Annotated in this window: 15 protein-coding genes and 2 pseudogenes; 12 read left to right on the forward strand and 5 right to left on the reverse strand. The window is 39.7% G+C overall.

Annotation, left to right across the window (positions count from 1 at the left end):
• Nucleotides 1-172 precede the first annotated feature (172 nt).
• The 5 genes and pseudogenes from QE404_RS19005 to clpB form a co-directional block, all read right to left on the reverse strand.
• On the reverse strand, nucleotides 173-814 hold the full coding sequence (locus QE404_RS19005) for a response regulator transcription factor (protein ID WP_307453195.1): 642 nt from the start codon (nucleotides 812-814) through the stop codon (nucleotides 173-175).
• On the reverse strand, nucleotides 811-1,086 hold the full coding sequence (locus QE404_RS19010) for a sensor histidine kinase (protein WP_307454075.1): 276 nt from the start codon (nucleotides 1,084-1,086) through the stop codon (nucleotides 811-813). Before QE404_RS19010 ends, QE404_RS19005 begins: the two co-directional genes overlap by 4 nt.
• 127 nt (nucleotides 1,087-1,213) lie before the next feature.
• A complete protein-coding gene (locus QE404_RS19015; protein ID WP_307454078.1) occupies nucleotides 1,214-1,597 on the reverse strand; it encodes a sensor histidine kinase in 384 nt (127 codons plus the stop codon).
• Nucleotides 1,598-2,258: 661 nt separating this feature from the next.
• Entirely contained in the window at nucleotides 2,259-2,810 is a 552-nt protein-coding gene (locus QE404_RS19020; RefSeq protein WP_307453198.1) for a hypothetical protein, read from the reverse strand.
• A 252-nt stretch (nucleotides 2,811-3,062) separates the two neighbouring features.
• Nucleotides 3,063-5,658: pseudogene (gene clpB, locus QE404_RS19025) on the reverse strand (ATP-dependent chaperone ClpB).
• 465 nt (nucleotides 5,659-6,123) lie between these two features.
• On the opposite strand from clpB, the gene QE404_RS19030 reads away from it, so the two are divergent.
• The 12 genes and pseudogenes from QE404_RS19030 to QE404_RS19085 all read left to right on the forward strand — a co-directional run bounded on the left by QE404_RS19030 (nucleotide 6,124) and on the right by QE404_RS19085 (nucleotide 16,527).
• A complete protein-coding gene (locus tag QE404_RS19030; protein WP_307453201.1) occupies nucleotides 6,124-6,702 on the forward strand; it encodes a TetR/AcrR family transcriptional regulator in 579 nt (192 codons plus the stop codon).
• Between the two features lie 632 nt (nucleotides 6,703-7,334).
• On the forward strand, nucleotides 7,335-8,651 hold the full coding sequence (locus QE404_RS19035; RefSeq protein ID WP_307453434.1) for a phenylacetate--CoA ligase family protein: 1,317 nt from the start codon (nucleotides 7,335-7,337) through the stop codon (nucleotides 8,649-8,651).
• Nucleotides 8,651-9,736: a 2Fe-2S iron-sulfur cluster-binding protein gene (locus tag QE404_RS19040; protein ID WP_294304689.1), complete on the forward strand. Its 1,086-nt coding sequence runs from the start codon at nucleotides 8,651-8,653 to the stop codon at nucleotides 9,734-9,736. The genes QE404_RS19035 and QE404_RS19040 overlap by 1 nt, the downstream gene beginning before the upstream one ends.
• Nucleotides 9,737-9,832: 96 nt before the next feature.
• Nucleotides 9,833-10,774 carry a 1,2-phenylacetyl-CoA epoxidase subunit PaaA gene (paaA, locus tag QE404_RS19045; protein WP_307453204.1) on the forward strand — a complete coding sequence of 314 codons (942 nt, stop codon included), beginning with the start codon at nucleotides 9,833-9,835 and terminating at the stop codon, nucleotides 10,772-10,774.
• A 108-nt stretch (nucleotides 10,775-10,882) separates the two neighbouring features.
• Nucleotides 10,883-11,164, forward strand: coding sequence for a 1,2-phenylacetyl-CoA epoxidase subunit PaaB (gene paaB, locus QE404_RS19050; RefSeq protein ID WP_027373980.1), 282 nt, complete (start codon nucleotides 10,883-10,885; stop codon nucleotides 11,162-11,164).
• Nucleotides 11,165-11,236: 72 nt separating this feature from the next.
• Complete coding sequence (gene paaC / locus QE404_RS19055) at nucleotides 11,237-11,986, forward strand: 1,2-phenylacetyl-CoA epoxidase subunit PaaC (protein ID WP_307453211.1); 750 nt, start codon at nucleotides 11,237-11,239, stop codon at nucleotides 11,984-11,986.
• A gap of 11 nt (nucleotides 11,987-11,997) precedes the next feature.
• Nucleotides 11,998-12,678, forward strand: coding sequence for a hypothetical protein (locus QE404_RS19060; protein ID WP_307453213.1), 681 nt, complete (start codon nucleotides 11,998-12,000; stop codon nucleotides 12,676-12,678).
• 23 nt (nucleotides 12,679-12,701) lie between these two features.
• Nucleotides 12,702-13,139, forward strand: a complete 438-nt coding sequence (paaD, locus tag QE404_RS19065; RefSeq protein ID WP_373462513.1) for a 1,2-phenylacetyl-CoA epoxidase subunit PaaD — start codon at nucleotides 12,702-12,704, stop codon at nucleotides 13,137-13,139.
• 120 nt (nucleotides 13,140-13,259) lie between these two features.
• Nucleotides 13,260-14,061 (forward strand): annotated as a pseudogene (locus tag QE404_RS19070) (enoyl-CoA hydratase/isomerase family protein).
• An 80-nt stretch (nucleotides 14,062-14,141) separates the two neighbouring features.
• Nucleotides 14,142-15,275: a 3-hydroxyacyl-CoA dehydrogenase NAD-binding domain-containing protein gene (locus QE404_RS19075; RefSeq protein ID WP_307453219.1), complete on the forward strand. Its 1,134-nt coding sequence runs from the start codon at nucleotides 14,142-14,144 to the stop codon at nucleotides 15,273-15,275.
• Between the two features lie 255 nt (nucleotides 15,276-15,530).
• Nucleotides 15,531-15,845, forward strand: coding sequence for a hypothetical protein (locus QE404_RS19080; protein ID WP_307453221.1), 315 nt, complete (start codon nucleotides 15,531-15,533; stop codon nucleotides 15,843-15,845).
• A gap of 268 nt (nucleotides 15,846-16,113) precedes the next feature.
• Nucleotides 16,114-16,527: a PaaI family thioesterase gene (locus QE404_RS19085; RefSeq protein ID WP_307453223.1), complete on the forward strand. Its 414-nt coding sequence runs from the start codon at nucleotides 16,114-16,116 to the stop codon at nucleotides 16,525-16,527.
• Nucleotides 16,528-16,533: the final 6 nt, after the last annotated feature.

Raw genomic sequence — 16,533 nt, forward strand, 5'->3', positions numbered from 1 at the left:
TTTTGTATTGTGTTGATGAAATTAATATATTCGGAGTTAATACGCAAGTAAATCACGTCTTTGATGAATTATTTTTACTATTCAATCAATAACAGTTTAAAATAGGTAATTAAGTTTTTTGGCGGAAATGAGGTTTGTGGGAGGGTAATTTTTCTCTCAATACTTTTCGAACTTATTCTGCAAAGCCATTCTTTAAAGCAAATACTGCTAATCCTACACGGGTTTTCACACCCAATTTATCACAGAGCTGATCACGATAGGTTTCTACGGTCCTGGGACTGCATTTCATCCTATCCGCAATCTCTTTATAGCTAAGTTCGGTGATGATATATCTCAACAACTCCCGTTCCCGGTCGGATATCCTTACTGTATTTTCGGGTGTATTTTTGTCGGTCAGGTTAGACATGATAATTTTGGAAGCCCACTCCGGATAGAAAAATCCGTCCCGGTCCAGATTAATCAGTGCGGTCTCTAGGTCTTTCGGGTGGGTGTTTTTCAGCAGGTAGCCTTTGGCGCCGTTGCGGATCATCCGGATGACGCTGGCATCATCTCCCTGCATACTGAGTGCCATCACTTTTATTTCAGGATGGTGTTTCTTTAGCCATTGTACAGTTTCAAAACCATCCATGATCGGCATGCTGATATCCAGAAGAATAATATCAGGGATCTTGCTGTTTTGCTCAAATTTTTGAATCAAGTCTTTGCCGTTTTCAGCAATGTAGATGACTTTAAAATCAGCAAAGTTTCCGATAATGCCTTCCAGGGCTTTGGCAATAAGGATATGGTCGTCAACAAGTACAATAGTCTTCTTCATGGTTGTCTTTTTAAAGTCATAGTTAGGATCGTCCCTTCATTAGGTGTGCTTTCCAGATTGAAATCTGCACCGATAATTTCTGCCCTGTTTTTCATATTGGTCAGTCCGATGCCATTGGAAAGCGTATGGGAAGTATCAAAACCGGTGCCGTCATCCCGGAGGGTAAGTGCCCAGAGATTGGCATCTGAAGTCATGAGACGGATGGATATATTTTCACAGCGCGAATGCTTAAGGCTGTTCTGAATAAACTCCTGGGTAATCCTTAACAGCATGTTTTTATGGACAAACCCTAAATCAAGATGCTCCACATTATGTTCAAAATGGATCTGGCATCTTTTAAAGGCATTGGTATTGTCTACTTCCTCCTGAATGAGGGTTAAGATTTCCTTTTGGTTGATATTAGTCGTCTGTAAGTGTTTTCGAGAGGCTCCTCAGGTCCTGTAGTGACTGGTTGATGATCTGTGATACCTGGTCAATCCTTTCGCTCACTTCGGGAACCCTGTCCTCATAAAGCAGCTGCTGTGTATAAAGGCTAACCAGAGTAAGTTTTTGCCCGATATTATCATGGAGTTCGCGCCCGATCTGCTGCATTGTGGCCTGCTGTATCTCTACCTGCGTGGCCAACAGCTCCCGTTTATGCACTTCATTTTTAATTTCAATTTCTTTGAGATGCTCTTTTTTCCGCTGCTGATATTGTTTGATATAGACAATAGCGCCGACGACGAAAAGAACAAAAAATGTATTAAACAGAATAAGAATAATTACGAGCTCTGTTTTCCCCATATAAAAGAAATTGAAAATAATAAATACATAATGACGCCTGTAATTAAAAAATATGAAAAATAAATATTATAAAGCTTTCTGTATTCCCCTATAAAATCCAGGAAAGTCCAAAAAGGTAAGGTGCCAATATAAAACAAAGTTACTCCTAAATTTATATAAAACATTTTATTTTTATTAAAGTTAAGAATATCTGCTGAATTAATCTGCTTGTAGTACTCCATGATCACTAAAACCATGAGGATAAGGCAACCTAATGTATAATTAAGTGAGAACATGATTTTCTCTCTGAAGAAAACAAGCTCACTGGGGATGAAAGATATAAGGTATAATGCCGATAATCCAAAAAACAGCTTTTCTTTATTGAATGATTTCGCTGCATACAGCCAGTAAAAGAAAATAAACTGTACCGGAATTACAAAATAATTGTAAAATGCAATTTTATTGTAAGTGATAAAGTGCCCAGCCCAGGTTCCTATTGATTCACAAATGAAAATAAAAACAAGATACAGGGAAAAATATTTCCAATACTGATTTTTGATACTTCTGTAGAAAATAAGCGCAATGACAGCGGCTAATCCTTCTGTCCAGTACATCAAATCGAAAGCTATTTTTTGGAAATCGGTCATTAGTGTAATTTTAAAAATCCTTTAAAAAGTTAAACTTAAAATTTTTCAACTTTAGTTGGGCCCGGAGGAATCAATCCGCCATGGTTTTGAGCTAATATATCCGTTGAAACATCTGCAGATCCGGATCCTGTTCCAGTTGAGCTTGCCGTAATATTGGCACTTGCGTTATAAGTAGCAGGATTCAGGGGATTAAAATCATAATTTAGGATTTGTCCCTGTTCGTCCGGCATTTTCAGCGTAGGAACCATAACCACGGTATGCTTTTCTGCATAATTGGTAGGAACAGACTGTCCATCTACCATAGACCAATGATTGGTATCAGGATATGCTCCGTAATACATTCTCACGCCAAGTTGCTGGGCGGTTACTGTAGGCAATACTTTTTTTGTCTCATTTTCAATATCGGCAATGAACTTTTTCAGTACAGCCAGATCGAAATGAACAGAATGCGCATCATCAATATTCTGGTCATTGTTGATTGAAACCAGCTGATTGTTCTTGTAATTGTCAATAAGGTTTTTAATAAAATTGTAAGGTAGTGTGTTAGGTCCTGAATTGGTATTCAGACCACTTGAATTTGTGTCCATAATGTCAGTTTAAAAAGTTAATATTTAGTGTTTATTATTTAGTTTCGGTTTTCGCAAATGTCGCAATTTTTTTATCTCAAAAACTAGGTATTTTCCCGGATATCACACCCGTGTTTTCCCGGATAGAAGCTTGTGCAATTCACGGAGGGGCAGGTGATTTGTCAATGAGGCATACAGGTGTAAAATAAGTGCGGCAGACGATATAATCTGCAGCACTTACTTACAAAAATAATATATATGAAAAAAAACTACTTATAAATCAGTTGGCCTGAATACCAGACCGGTTTCTTCGAAATAATCCAGTGTGATCCGGTCTCCGTCATTCACTTTGCCTGCAAGGATCTCTCTTGAAAGTTTATTTAAAACTTCCTGCTGGATGACTCTTTTCAGCGGCCTTGCTCCAAATGGCCGGATCATATCCTTTGTTCATCAGGTAATCTACAGCATCCTGGGTTGCGGTCATAATGATGTTGCGTTTTGAAAGCATGTCATTGAACCCTCTCAACTGGTACTGAACAATTTTCCCGATTTCTTTTTTCCTTAAAGGCTGGAAGAGTACCACTTCATCAATCCTGTTCAGGAATTCAGGACGTAAGGTCTGTTTCAGTAAATCAAATACCTGAACTTTTGTTTTCTCAACGATCTCGTCCTGGTTTTCATCAGTAATGTTTTCAAAATTCTCCTGAATGATATGCGAACCAAGATTAGAGGTCATGATGATGATTGAGTTTTTGAAATTAACTACCCTTCCTTTATTGTCAGTAAGACGTCCGTCATCCAAAACCTGCAGTAAGGTGTTGAAAACATCCGGATGGGCTTTCTCAATTTCATCCAACAGCACTACGGAATAAGGCCTTCTTCTAACGGCTTCCGTCAACTGTCCGCCTTCATCATAGCCAACGTATCCGGGAGGCGCACCTACAAGCCTTGAAACACTGTGACGTTCCTGATATTCACTCATATCAATTCTCGTCATGTTGTTCTCATCATCAAATAAGAACTCCGCTAAGGCTTTAGCCAATTCGGTTTTTCCGACCCCGGTAGTTCCCAGGAATAAGAACGATCCAATGGGTTTTTTATCGTCGCTCAATCCGGCTCTGTTTCTTCTGATCGCATCGGCAACGGCCTGGATGGCTTCATCCTGTCCTACTACTCGATGGTGGAGTTCTGCTTCAAGATTCAGTAATTTTTCCCTTTCTGACTGTAGCAGTTTGGTTACCGGAATTCCGGTCCATTTTGCGATCACTTCAGAAATGTTTTCAGAAGTTACTTCTTCCTTGATCAATTCATTCTGATGGTTCTGCATTTCCAGTTCAAGCTTGGAAAGCTCTTCTTCTTTTTCCCGAAGTTTCCCGTATTGGATTTCAGCTACTTTGGCATAATCTCCGGCTCTTGAAGCTCTTTCCGCTTCCAGTTTAAGGGATTCGATCTCTTTTTTGATCTGGGTTAAATCCTCAGATTTCTGTTTTTCTTTCAGCCATTTAGCATTGATCTCATTTCGCTGCTCGGAAATTTTCGCAATGTCTTCTTTTAAATGGTCGATTTTAGTCTGGTTACCTTCCCTTGAAATGGCAGCCAGCTCAATTTCCAGCTGCATTAGCTTTCGGTCGAGAACATCCAGTTCTTCTGGTTTGGAATTGATTTCCATTCTCAGCTTTGCGGAAGCTTCATCGATAAGGTCAATCGCTTTGTCCGGCAGGAAACGGTCGGAAATATATCTTTGTGACATTTCAACGGCTGCAATGATCGCCTCGTCTTTGATCCTTACTTTATGATGGGCTTCATATTTGTCCTTAATTCCTCGGAGAATGGAAATGGCCGATTCGGTATCCGGTTCTTCCACCATTACTTTCTGGAAACGTCGTTCCAGTGCTTTATCCTTTTCAAAATATTTCTGGTACTCATTCAACGTAGTAGCACCGATGGCTCTTAATTCACCCCTTGCCAATGCTGGTTTCAGGATGTTGGCCGCATCCATTGCGCCTTCACCACCTCCGGCTCCAACCAAAGTATGGATTTCGTCGATGAAAAGAATGATCTGTCCGTCGGATTTGATCACCTCATTAACCACCGATTTCAATCGTTCTTCAAATTCCCCTTTGTATTTTGCACCGGCGATCAAAGCTCCCATATCCAGGGAATACAATGTTTTATCCATCAGGTTTTCAGGAACGTCGCCGCTGATAATCCGGTGGGCAATCCCTTCGGCGATCGCGGTTTTACCTACTCCGGGTTCACCGATCAGGATCGGGTTATTTTTAGTTCTTCTTGAAAGAATCTGCAGTACTCTCCTGATCTCTTCATCACGCCCGATCACTGGATCAAGCTTTCCTTCTGCAGCTAATTCGTTAAAGTTCTTTGCGTATTTATTTAAGGACTGGTAAGTCTCTTCCGAACTGGCAGAAGTTGCCTTACTCCCTTTTCTTAATTCTTTAATTCCGCCTTCCAGCAGGTTTCTTGTAACGCCCATATCCTTGAGCATTTTTGAAACTTCTGAGTTGGTTTCAAGAAGCGAAAGCCATAAATGTTCGATGGTTACAAATTCATCGCCCATTTTTTTTGCAATATTCGGGGCGTCCAGCAAAACTTTGTTGGCAGATTGGGAGAGGTAAACATTCCCTCCCTGTACCTTGGGCAGTTTTTCAAGGTTTTCACGGTTTCGCTCTCTTACCAAAGCAGCATCTGCTTCAGACTTTTTCAGTAAGAACGGCGAAATATTTTCATCCACCTGAAAAATACCTTCAAGAAGATGTTGAGGCTCAATGCTCTGGTTGCCAAACTCCATGGCTACCTGTTGTGCGGCCTGGATGGCTTCCTGTGATTTTACAGTATATTGGTTTAAATTCATATCCGTTTGTTTTTTGGTTAAAAATGATAGATGTGAGACATCAGATTTCAGACCATAGCCTGTGAATTAATATTAGTACATGATACCTAAATTCTGATGTCCTTCCATCGTATTCAATCATTTAATTCGGAAACTATATCGCAAAAAGCATTCAATTGTTGAATTTTTAAAAAATAAGGACAAAATTTCCGGATTTTTCATTTTAATCAGAGATATGCTTGACAAAATTTCCGGTTGCTTAGTTTTTTACTAAAAATTTCCGGAATAATCGTCACAAGGTGATGAGATAATACTAATATAAAAATATGAAGTATGTCTAAAATTCCTGTGGTGAGAGGAGGGCAAATATGTATAATTTGTAAATGGTGATCGAGTACGGTTCAATGAGACTTGAAACTGCTATTAAAAATCATATTTACAAAATCCTGTTTTACAATCAAATTAAGTATTTTTGCGTTTTGCCTGATGGAACTTAAAGAGAAACAAAAGAAAATATTAGAGGTTGCCGTAGAGCTTTTCAAGGAGAAAGGCTATATGGGCAGTTCTGTACGTGATCTTGCAACACGGCTGAATATCAAGGCGGCTTCCCTCTATGCGCACATCCGTTCCAAAGAAGAAATCCTGGAATGGATCTGTTTTGGCATTGCACAGAAATTTTTCGATGAGCTTCAGCAGGTAAAAAACATGAATATTCCCCCGAAAGAAAAACTCAACCTGTTTATTGAAAAACATTTGTCTGTTGTTCTTCAGAACCGTGATGTAACCCATATCTATTCCAATGAATGGAAGCACCTGGAAGAGAGGCTTCCGGAATTCATAGAACTCAGGAAAAATTACCAGCAGGAAGTGGAACAGCTGATTTCCGATATTTACGAAGCTGAGCAGTGGGATCTCCGGTCACCGTCTTTTACGACAAGGTTTATTCTGCATACCTTAAACAATTCTTATTTCTGGTTTAAAAGAAACACTGAATCCACTACAGAAATTACCGATGAAATAAGGGATAAGATCCTGTTTGGCCTTTTGGGAAAACGTAATGTTTAAAGTTGGCTTTTTCATTCTTCCACAGAGTTCACGGAGATTTCTGCGTTTATTTTTGAGACATAAGTCACAGAGAGATTTTTTTATATAGGCTGGAAATTTTTTTATAACATACCAGAAAAAATCAAAGATTTTTAAAAACTTTTGTGCACTTCTACTCATTTTGTATGAAGCTTTATCCAACAGCATGAATATCTTTTGCTGCTTTTGTGGTTAAATTTTTTCTGGTCAAATCCGCACGGATTTTTACAAATAATCACATATAATTTAGGCTAAATTCAATTCTATTTTTAAGTAAACACTTTAACAGTTTGTTTGTCATTCCGTGGGAATCGAAACATAGTATTAGAGAAAAGCTTAGAAACATTGGGTCGGGATTCCTACGGAATGACAGAGGTAATGGTAAATTTCTATTTGCTATTGATCATTATCAAAACCTTTTAAAATCTTTGATTTATTCTCATGTGCTCTAAAATATGTATAAAGCTCTATCTTAAAATCCCATGCTTCTTATGTTTTTAAAATGCCTGCTCTTCAATAATAAATATTCCGTATGACGAAAATCATAAAAATTTGGCAGAAATAAAAAATCTTTTTACATTTACACCTAACAAATGTTAGTTAGTTTAGTTGATATGGATTTTTCAGTGGAATATTTAAAGCTTGATCAGCTTAGGGCTTTACAGTCTGAAAGACTGGTTAATTTGGTACGGTATCTTAATGAGAAATCGGAGTTTTATGCAGGGAAATTCATGGAGTCCGGAGTCTCACCAGAAGATATCCGGTCCATTGAAGATATTGCTAAACTGCCGATCACGTACAAACAGGATTTAAGAGACCACTATCCGTTCGGGTTATGTACTGTTCCGAAGAATGAATTGCAGCGGATCCACTGCTCCAGCGGAACAACAGGCAAGCCAACGGTAGTGGGATATACCAAAGAAGATGTTGAGCTGTTCAGTGAAGTGGTTGCCCGATCACTCAATGCTGCAGGAGCCCAACCGGGAATGCAGCTGCATAATGCCTATGGATACGGTATTTTCACCGGCGGACTCGGACTTCATTACGGAGCGGAAAAGCTGGGCATGAGTGTCCTCCCGATTTCAGGGGGAATGACTTCAAGGCAGGTAGACCTGATCATGGATTTCAAACCCGAAGTTCTGTGCTGTTCGCCTTCCTATGCTTTGACGATTGCGGACGAACTGACGAAGCGAGGCATTGCTCCGGAAGACATCAGCCTGAAATATGCGGTGTTAGGTTCAGAACCATGGACGGAAATCATCCGGCATCATATCGAAGAACGTTTGGGCGTCCATGCCGTAAATATTTATGGTTTAAGCGAAATCATCGGTCCTGGGGTCTCAGTGGAAGACTTTGAGGAAAAAGGCGGTTCTTACATCTGGGAAGACCATTTTTATCCTGAAATTTTAGACCCGGTTACAAAGCAGCCGGTTCCGTTCGGAGAAGAAGGCGTTCTGGTGATTACCACACTGACGAAAAAAGCCATGCCGCTCCTGCGTTACTGGACCAATGATATTACAAGCCTGTACTACGATGAAAACGGAAGGCGGACGATGGTAAAAATGAAGCCGATCCTCGGAAGAGCAGATGATATGCTCATCGTAAGAGGGGTAAATGTGTATCCGAGCCAGATTGAAGAAGCCTTCTCGCACGTGCCGGGAGTTGTTCCTAATTATTACCTGACGCCGGTAGAGAAAGAACAAATGTGCGTAGCACTGGATATCGACGTGGAAATTGATGATGACTTTATAAAAACCTCACAACTGCAGCATGATACCGATGAATATCTTACTTTTGTCGGGAAATTCGGAAAAAATATAGAAAACGAAATAAAAAAACGTGTAGGCATTACGACAGCGGTAAAGATTCACGCTCAGGACAGCCTGCCGAAATGCGAAGGAGGAAAAATCAACAGAATACTCAAAAGATAATGAATTCATTTTATAAACTAAAAACCGTAAAGGTTCAGAAAGATACAGCGGATGCCGTAAACGTAGCCGTGGAAATCCCCGAGGAGCTGAAGGATAAATTCAGGTTCAAGCAGGGGCAGTATCTTAATTTCCGTATGATGATCGACGGAAATGAAGAAAGGCGTTCTTATTCCATCTGCAATGCACCCAGCGAAAAAAGCAACACGCTGGAAGTATTGGTTAAGCTGCTGGAAGGCGGAAAAGTTTCCGGCTATTTCAATGAACATCTTCACATGGATGAAGTGCTGGAAGTAATGCCTCCAATGGGCGGTTTCAATACTTCGTATCACCCGACCAACGTGAAAACCTATATCGGACTGGCTGCGGGAAGCGGGATCAGTCCTGTGCTTTCCAACATCAAAGAAAGTTTATATCAGGAACCGGATTCCAATGCGTATCTGTTTTACAGCAACCGGAGCATGAACCATGTGATGAAGAAGGCGGAGATCGAAGCATTGGTACAGAAATTCAACGGAAGGCTGAAAGTCATTTACCTGGTAAGCCGCGAGAAGCATGAGGATGAACTGTTTGAAGGAAGGATCTGTCCGGATAAACTGGAACAGCTTTTTGAAAGACATCCTGAGATTGATGTCAAGGAAGCTACCTATTTCATCTGCGGCCCTTCGGAAATGATCAAAAGTGTGGCGGATTATCTGAAAAAAGATAAAAAAGTACCGGCCATCCAGGTCTTGTTTGAATATTTCACTGCTCCGGATGAAGAAAATACGGAAGAGATGAGCGATGAATTTAAGGCTATTGCCAATATCGAAAGTATGGTAACGGTGATCATTGATGACGATGAGTATTCATTCCACCTTAACTCAAAAAAAGAAAGTATCTTAGATAAAGCATTAAAGGACAATCTTCCGGTGCCGTTTGCCTGCAAAGGAGGAGTGTGCTGTACGTGTAAAGCCGAAGTTCTGGAAGGAGAAGTCTTCATGGAAAAGAATTACGCGCTTACCGAGGAAGAAGTAGCCAGAGGCTATGTGCTGACCTGCCAGTGTCACCCGACCACCAACGTGGTGATGCTGAATTATGATGTGTAATTAATGTAATAATCTAATAGTTTACCAATGTAACAACAATTGCTAGACTGTTAAATTGATACATTGTTATATTTTAAAATTTTAAAAATTTTAATTATGGACTTAGAAAAATTCGTACAATACGTACACGACGAAAATAAAGTAGAACCGAAAGATGTTATGCCTGATGATTACAGGAAGCTTTTGGTTCGTCAGATCTCACAGCACGCCCATTCTGAAATTGTAGGAATGCTGCCGGAAGCCAACTGGATTTCCAGGGCACCTTCTTTAAGAAGAAAAATGGCCTTGCTGGCCAAAGTTCAGGATGAAGCCGGACACGGATTATACCTTTATTCCGCAACGGAAACACTGGGCGACGGAAGCATAAGAGCCGACAGGGATGCCACCTATGAAGATATGCTTTCCGGGAAAGCCAAATATTCAAGCATCTTTAACTATCCAACGTTGAGCTGGGCAGATATCGGTGCGATCGGATGGCTGGTAGACGGTGCTGCGATCATGAACCAGGTGATGCTGATGGGAAATTCCTACGGCCCTTATTCCAGGGCGATGGTGAAGATCTGTAAAGAAGAATCCTTCCACCAAAGACAGGGGTACGAAATCCTGATGGCTCTTTGCCGCGGAACCAAGCAGCAGAAAGAAATGGCCCAGGCCTCTCTGAACCGTTTTTGGTGGCCGGCGCTGATGATGTTCGGACCGAATGACGACAGCTCGCCAAACTCCAAAATTTCCATGAATTACCGGGTGAAAAGAGAGAGCAACGACAGCCTTCGTCAGCGTTTTGTTGATGTTACGGTTTCCCAGGCTGAATTCTTAGGCTTAACCATTCCGGATAAAGATCTGAAATGGAACGAAGAAAGACAGCATTACGATTTCGGGGAACTTCCGTGGGATGAATTCATGGAAATCCTGAAAGGAAACGGACCGTGCAACAAAAAGCGGATCGAAACCAAAAGAAAAGCCCAGAGAGAAAATGCTTGGGTAAAAGAAGCGGCAGCTGCGTTTGCAGAAAAACAACAAAAAGAAGTAATAGAATAATGTAACAGTCTACCAATGTAGTAAGTTACAGTTACCAGTGTATTGAGCCTTTTTAGCTTTTATTATTGGTAAACTGTTACACTGATACATTGTTAAATTAATTTAATTATGGCAAATTTAGATATGTGGGAAGTGTTTATCCAGACTAAACCGGGATTGTCCCACAAACACGTAGGAGTAGTACAGGCACCGACTGCCGAAATGGCGTTACAAAATGCCAGAGATGTGTATACAAGAAGAAAGGAGGGAACTTCCGTTTGGGTGGTACCGAGCAAATATATCGTCACTTCAGAAGGGGTGGATAAAGAAGCGTTCTTCGATCCGGCAGACGACAAACTGTACCGTCACCCAACGTTCTACGAGATCCCTAACGATGTAAAAAATATGTAATCCATTGTAAAATGTCAGATGTAAAAAGTACATTGTACATTCCGACATTTTACATTGTACAAAAATTGAAAAATGAATTCATTATACAATTATTTATTAAAACTGGCAGACGACAGCTTCATCATGGGGCAGCGTTTGTCGGCATTGTGTGGGGAAGGGCCTTATCTGGAAGAAGATATTGCATTAACGAATATCGCTTTGGATGAATTAGGCCAGGCCAACAACTTTTATGTGTACGCTTCGAGAGTGATCGATAACGGCAAAACGGAAGACGATCTTGCTTTTTTAAGATATGAACATGAATATGTGAATGCCCACTGGACTGAGCTTCCCAACGAAGATTATGCACAGACGATTTTAAAAGTCTATGTTTTTGCAGTTTATCAGAAGCTGATGTACGAAGCTTTATCCCAATCTGCGGATGAAGAACTTTCTGCCATTGCCCAGAAATCTTTGAAAGAAGTAAGATACCATTATACTCATGCCGCTTCCTGGATGAAAATTTTTGCTCAGGGAACGGAAGAAAGCAGATCCCGTCTGGAAAAGGCTATTGAAAATATCTGGGAATATACCAAAGGTTTGTTTGCAAAAACCGAAGGCGAGGATGATTTGGTAGCTTTAAACATAGTGCCGGATGCAGATGCGCTTTATGAAGAGTTTCTGGCGATCACACAGAAAGATTTTGCCGATTTCGGGTTAGCATATCCAACAAACCCTTTTATGCAGCCGAAATCCAGAACCGGATATCATACGGAATATTTCGGATTTATGCTTTGCGAACTGCAATATATGCAGAGAGCATATCCGGGATGTACATGGTAATTCAAAGTTTTATGAAGAAGATTGTAATTCTTTTGTTATTAAGTTTATCACTCATATCTTGTTCGAAAAAGCATGAAATAGTTAAAGAGATTAATAGTTTTTCAGATATAAATGAATTATTTCAATTGAAAAATTATAAAACTCAGATTAAAATGTATGTTAATGATTCTACGGATCATGTTACGGCTCAATGGGATAATTTTACTTTGACAGGCAATTTAGATACTAAAATGAATGCAAAAACTGGGATTTGGAGTTTGAAAAATAAAATTAACACTAAAGAAATTCAGATTGATTACATCGCTTTTGATAAAAATGATGTTTTTAAAAATCAAATAATCTTCAAAGAGCATAATAAAATAGACTCTTCTGTAAGTAAGTTTTTTATAATTAAAAATAAAACTGAAAATGAACTGGCTATGAAGTTTTTTTCTCCCAGTATGAGAGATGAAATTTCAAAAAGGGCAAAAATTATTTATACCATTCATCAAAATAGAGAGGAAATTAAAACTGATTCTATTGTGTATGATAATCTTAAAGGAGGAAAATATTCTGCTGTCATTAAATATAATTTTAAGAAAGGAGATGATGTTTCCGGATATTTTAGTGAAATTGTTATGGCGAAAAGTCCTATGGATAAAGATAGCCTTACAATGGGAAATAATTCAATGTATTTTATAGAAAAGTTTTGAAAGATCCTTTAGACATATTAGAAATGGTTCCTGATCCGGAAATTCCGGTCATCAACATCGTGGAACTGGGTATTGTACGGGAAGCAAAAGTAACCGGGGAAAATTCCTGTGAGGTTACCATTACGCCAACGTATTCTGCCTGTCCTGCCATGTTTACCATTGAGGAAGACATCATCAAGATCATGAAGGAAAACGGCTGGGACACAAAAGTAACCACTAAAATGTTTCCGATCTGGACGACCGATTGGCTGACGGATGAAGCCCGGGAAAAGCTGCGGGCTTACGGAATCACTCCTCCTGAAAAGGGAGCCGACGAACATCATATCGGGAAACCGAAAAAGTGTCCACGCTGTGGTTCTGAACACACCAAGCAAATCAGCAGGTTCGGATCGACCTTGTGTAAGGCTTCCTACCAATGCCTGGACTGCCTGGAACCTTTTGATTATTTTAAATGCCACTAAAATTAATGTAACAATGTAGCAGTTTACCAATAAGATTCAGTACAATGTTATAATTATTTCATTGCTAGATTGTTCCATTGCTACATTATTTTATATTTGTCCAATCATAAAATCAAAACTATGTACACACAACTCGATATTGAGACGCATTTTGAAGGAAAGCTGAAAATCGCTTACCTCAACCAGCCGGAAACCATGAATGCGCTGACAAAGCCATCCCTTTCAGATCTGAAGGATTTCATCCAGGAGTGCAGCAATGATGCTACCGTACGCTGTGTAGCCATTTCCGGAAGAGGAAGAGCGTTCTGCTCAGGCCAGAATCTGGATGATGCATTTGTTACCGGTAATGAACACCACGACCACGACATCATCCGGAAAATTGTAACCGATTATTACAATCCACTGGTAATGGAACTTACCCGTTGCAAAAAGCCGGTAGTAGCTTTGGTAAATGGTCCTGCAGTAGGAGCCGGCGCAATGCTTGCCCTGATCTGTGATTTTGTACTGGCCAATAACAAGGCATATTTCTCCCAGGCTTTCTCCAATATCGGATTGATTCCTGATACCGGAGGAACCTATTTTCTTACCGAAATTATTGGGAAGGCAATTGGCAAATTATTTAGCCTTTACAGGAAAAAAATTATCGGCTGAAGAATCAAAATCGTATGGATTGGTCGCTGAGGTTTTTGCTGAAGAAGAATTCAACTCCAAGTCAATGGAAATTCTGGAAAAAATGGCTAACATGCCGACAGCAGCCATCAAATTAACCAAAAAAGCATTCGCCAATTCGTATAACAACACGTTGAAAGAACAGTTGGAACTGGAAGCCGACCTTCAGCAGGAAGCTGCCGGAACAGAAGATTTCATCGAAGGCGTAAACGCATTTTTACAGAAAAGAAAACCTGAATATAAAGGAAAATAAGAAATTGTATAATGTAGAAAGTAAAATGTACAGCGTACAGTTAAAATACTTTTTACATTATACTTTTTACATTATACGAAATGAAAAAAGTAGGAATCATCGGTGCCGGAACTATGGGAATAGGCATCGCACAGGTAGCCGCTACAAACGGATGCAAAGTATGGGTGTATGACGCGAATGCCAAACAGGTGGAAACGGCAACCCTCGGTCTGGAAAAAACACTGACCAAATTGGTTGATAAACAGAAAATTTCAGGTGAGAAAATGACTGAAATTTTATCTAACATCTCCATCGCTACAGAACTGAAGGACTTTAAAGACTGCGAACTGGTCATCGAAGCCATCATTGAAAATAAAGAAATTAAAACGAAGGTATTCACGGAACTGGAAAACCACGTTTCCGAAACCTGTATCATCGGTTCTAATACCTCATCCATTTCCATCACCTCCCTTGGCTCGGAACTGAAACATCCTGAACGTTTCATCGGAATCCACTTTTTCAACCCTGCGCCCCTGATGCCATTGGTAGAAGTAATCCCATCTTTACTGACTGAAAAATCATTGCCGGAAAAGATCTACAACCTTATGAAAGACTGGGGGAAAACACCGGTTATCGCTAAAGATATCCCGGGATTTATCGTAAACAGGATTGCACGTCCATATTACGGAGAAGGACTGAGGATGGTAGAAGAAAACATCGCTACACCGGAACAGGTGGATGATGCCATGAGAACTTTAGGGAATTTTAAAATGGGACCGTTTGAACTGATGGACCTTATCGGAGTGGATGTGAATTTCTCTGTAACCACAACGGTATATAAAGATTATTTCTACGATCCGAAATACAAGCCGTCTTTATTGCAGCAAAGAATGTCCGAAGCCAAGCTTCACGGTAGAAAAACAGGAAAAGGGTTCTATGATTATGCGGAAGGATCAACGAAACCCGAACCTCAAAAGGATGAGGCACTTTACCAGCAGATTTTCCTGAGAATCATCTCCATGCTTATCAATGAAGCGGTAGAAGCCAAAAGATTAGGCATTGCCAGTGATCAGGATCTTGAATTGGCTATGCAGAAAGGCGTAAATTACCCGAAAGGATTATTGGCTTGGGGACAGCAAATCGGATACGAGAAAATCTCTGAAACCCTGCAAGGTCTTTACGAAGAATATCAGGAAGAAAGGTACAGGCAAAGCCCATTGCTTAGAAAACTGTAAATGTGAAATTAATTTATTGATGAGTAGGTCAAGAAGGAAAAATCCAATAATAGGAATTACTACAGCAGAGACGGAAAAGAAAAATAAATTAGAGGCTAATAGGAAATTACGAAGATTAATAGAATTAAAATTCACAAAGGAGATTTTGAACTTTTTCAGTTAAGAGAAATATCAAATGTGTGGGCGTTCGATAAGGATGGAAAACAGTATTTAGAAAAGCCCTACTGGAAAGATATAATGAAGTAATTAAAGTTTATGAATATAGAAAGATTCAGAGCCGAATTGGAAACCAGGCTTCTCATTGAAAAAGAATATCTGGTTCAGGAGCTTTCTTCAATCGAAGATGATCGGGAAAAACTTGAACTGCTGGGTAAATTCAATGAAAAGTATAAGGCCTTAATCAAAAGGATCGCACAGGAAGACGGGATCGATCTCGATGCTTCCTATCAGGATAAAAGCGATGCTTTATATACGGAGAATCTTTCCAACGTTCAAATTATTCTGGGTAAAACCATGAACATTTATGATCGGTTGGCTGATGAATTATATGCAGAGATAAACCATCAATAAATACTTCAAACTAAACCAAAACCATGCTTAAAAGAATATTTACAAAGAAAAACTTTCTGCGTGCTGTGGTAAATGCGATCATTTTTACTACTGTTTTTTTTCTCATCAAGCTTCTTTTTTATAAGTTCGGATGGGATGATGAAAAAAGTTTATGGGGATATGGCTTTATAGTGTACTTCATTTTTATGTTTTTAGCTTACTTGATCTTGGACGGCAGAGATTATACGTGGAAAGATTTGATAAAATTCAAAAATTTAAATAAGAATAAATGACACCCAAACAGGTTGCAGAATATATGCTCGGTCAGGACTATTTTTCCCAATGGATGAATATCAGACTGATTGAAATTAAAGAGAACTATTGTTTAATAGAAATGCCCGTTAAAAAAGAAATGATCAACGGGCTGAAAACGGTACACGGAGGCGTTACCTTTGCCTTTGCGGATTCGGCACTGGCCTTTTCATCCAACAATTCCGGTGACGCTGCAGTAGCTCTCAACTGTGTCATCAATTTTACCAAAGCCGGAAAAGAAGGCGATGTTTTCAGGGCAGAAAGTATCCTCGCCAACGAAACCCGGAAAACAGCAATTTACGATATCAAAATCACGAATCAGAACGATGAACTGATTGCCAAATTTGTAGGGACTGTGTATAAAATAGGGAAAAAAGTAACGGAATTATAGAAAAAA

This window comes from Chryseobacterium camelliae (genome assembly GCF_030818575.1).
In the GTDB taxonomy this organism is placed as follows: Bacteria; Bacteroidota; Bacteroidia; order Flavobacteriales; family Weeksellaceae; genus Chryseobacterium; species Chryseobacterium camelliae_A.

What these genes read in the sequence shown, in the direction of transcription:
- QE404_RS19005 (WP_307453195.1), bottom strand. Translation starts at nt 814, where the DNA reads ATGAAGAAGACTATTGTACTTGTTGACGACCATATCCTTATTGCCAAA.
- QE404_RS19010 (WP_307454075.1), bottom strand. Translation starts at nt 1,086, where the DNA reads ATGCTGTTAAGGATTACCCAGGAGTTTATTCAGAACAGCCTTAAGCAT.
- QE404_RS19015 (WP_307454078.1), bottom strand. Translation starts at nt 1,597, where the DNA reads ATGGGGAAAACAGAGCTCGTAATTATTCTTATTCTGTTTAATACATTT.
- QE404_RS19020 (WP_307453198.1), bottom strand. Translation starts at nt 2,810, where the DNA reads ATGGACACAAATTCAAGTGGTCTGAATACCAATTCAGGACCTAACACA.
- QE404_RS19030 (WP_307453201.1), top strand. Translation starts at nt 6,124, where the DNA reads ATGGAACTTAAAGAGAAACAAAAGAAAATATTAGAGGTTGCCGTAGAG.
- QE404_RS19035 (WP_307453434.1), top strand. Translation starts at nt 7,335, where the DNA reads ATGGATTTTTCAGTGGAATATTTAAAGCTTGATCAGCTTAGGGCTTTA.
- QE404_RS19040 (WP_294304689.1), top strand. Translation starts at nt 8,651, where the DNA reads ATGAATTCATTTTATAAACTAAAAACCGTAAAGGTTCAGAAAGATACA.
- paaA (WP_307453204.1), top strand. Translation starts at nt 9,833, where the DNA reads ATGGACTTAGAAAAATTCGTACAATACGTACACGACGAAAATAAAGTA.
- paaB (WP_027373980.1), top strand. Translation starts at nt 10,883, where the DNA reads ATGGCAAATTTAGATATGTGGGAAGTGTTTATCCAGACTAAACCGGGA.
- paaC (WP_307453211.1), top strand. Translation starts at nt 11,237, where the DNA reads ATGAATTCATTATACAATTATTTATTAAAACTGGCAGACGACAGCTTC.
- QE404_RS19060 (WP_307453213.1), top strand. Translation starts at nt 11,998, where the DNA reads ATGAAGAAGATTGTAATTCTTTTGTTATTAAGTTTATCACTCATATCT.
- paaD (WP_373462513.1), top strand. Translation starts at nt 12,702, where the DNA reads ATGGTTCCTGATCCGGAAATTCCGGTCATCAACATCGTGGAACTGGGT.
- QE404_RS19075 (WP_307453219.1), top strand. Translation starts at nt 14,142, where the DNA reads ATGAAAAAAGTAGGAATCATCGGTGCCGGAACTATGGGAATAGGCATC.
- QE404_RS19080 (WP_307453221.1), top strand. Translation starts at nt 15,531, where the DNA reads ATGAATATAGAAAGATTCAGAGCCGAATTGGAAACCAGGCTTCTCATT.
- QE404_RS19085 (WP_307453223.1), top strand. Translation starts at nt 16,114, where the DNA reads ATGACACCCAAACAGGTTGCAGAATATATGCTCGGTCAGGACTATTTT.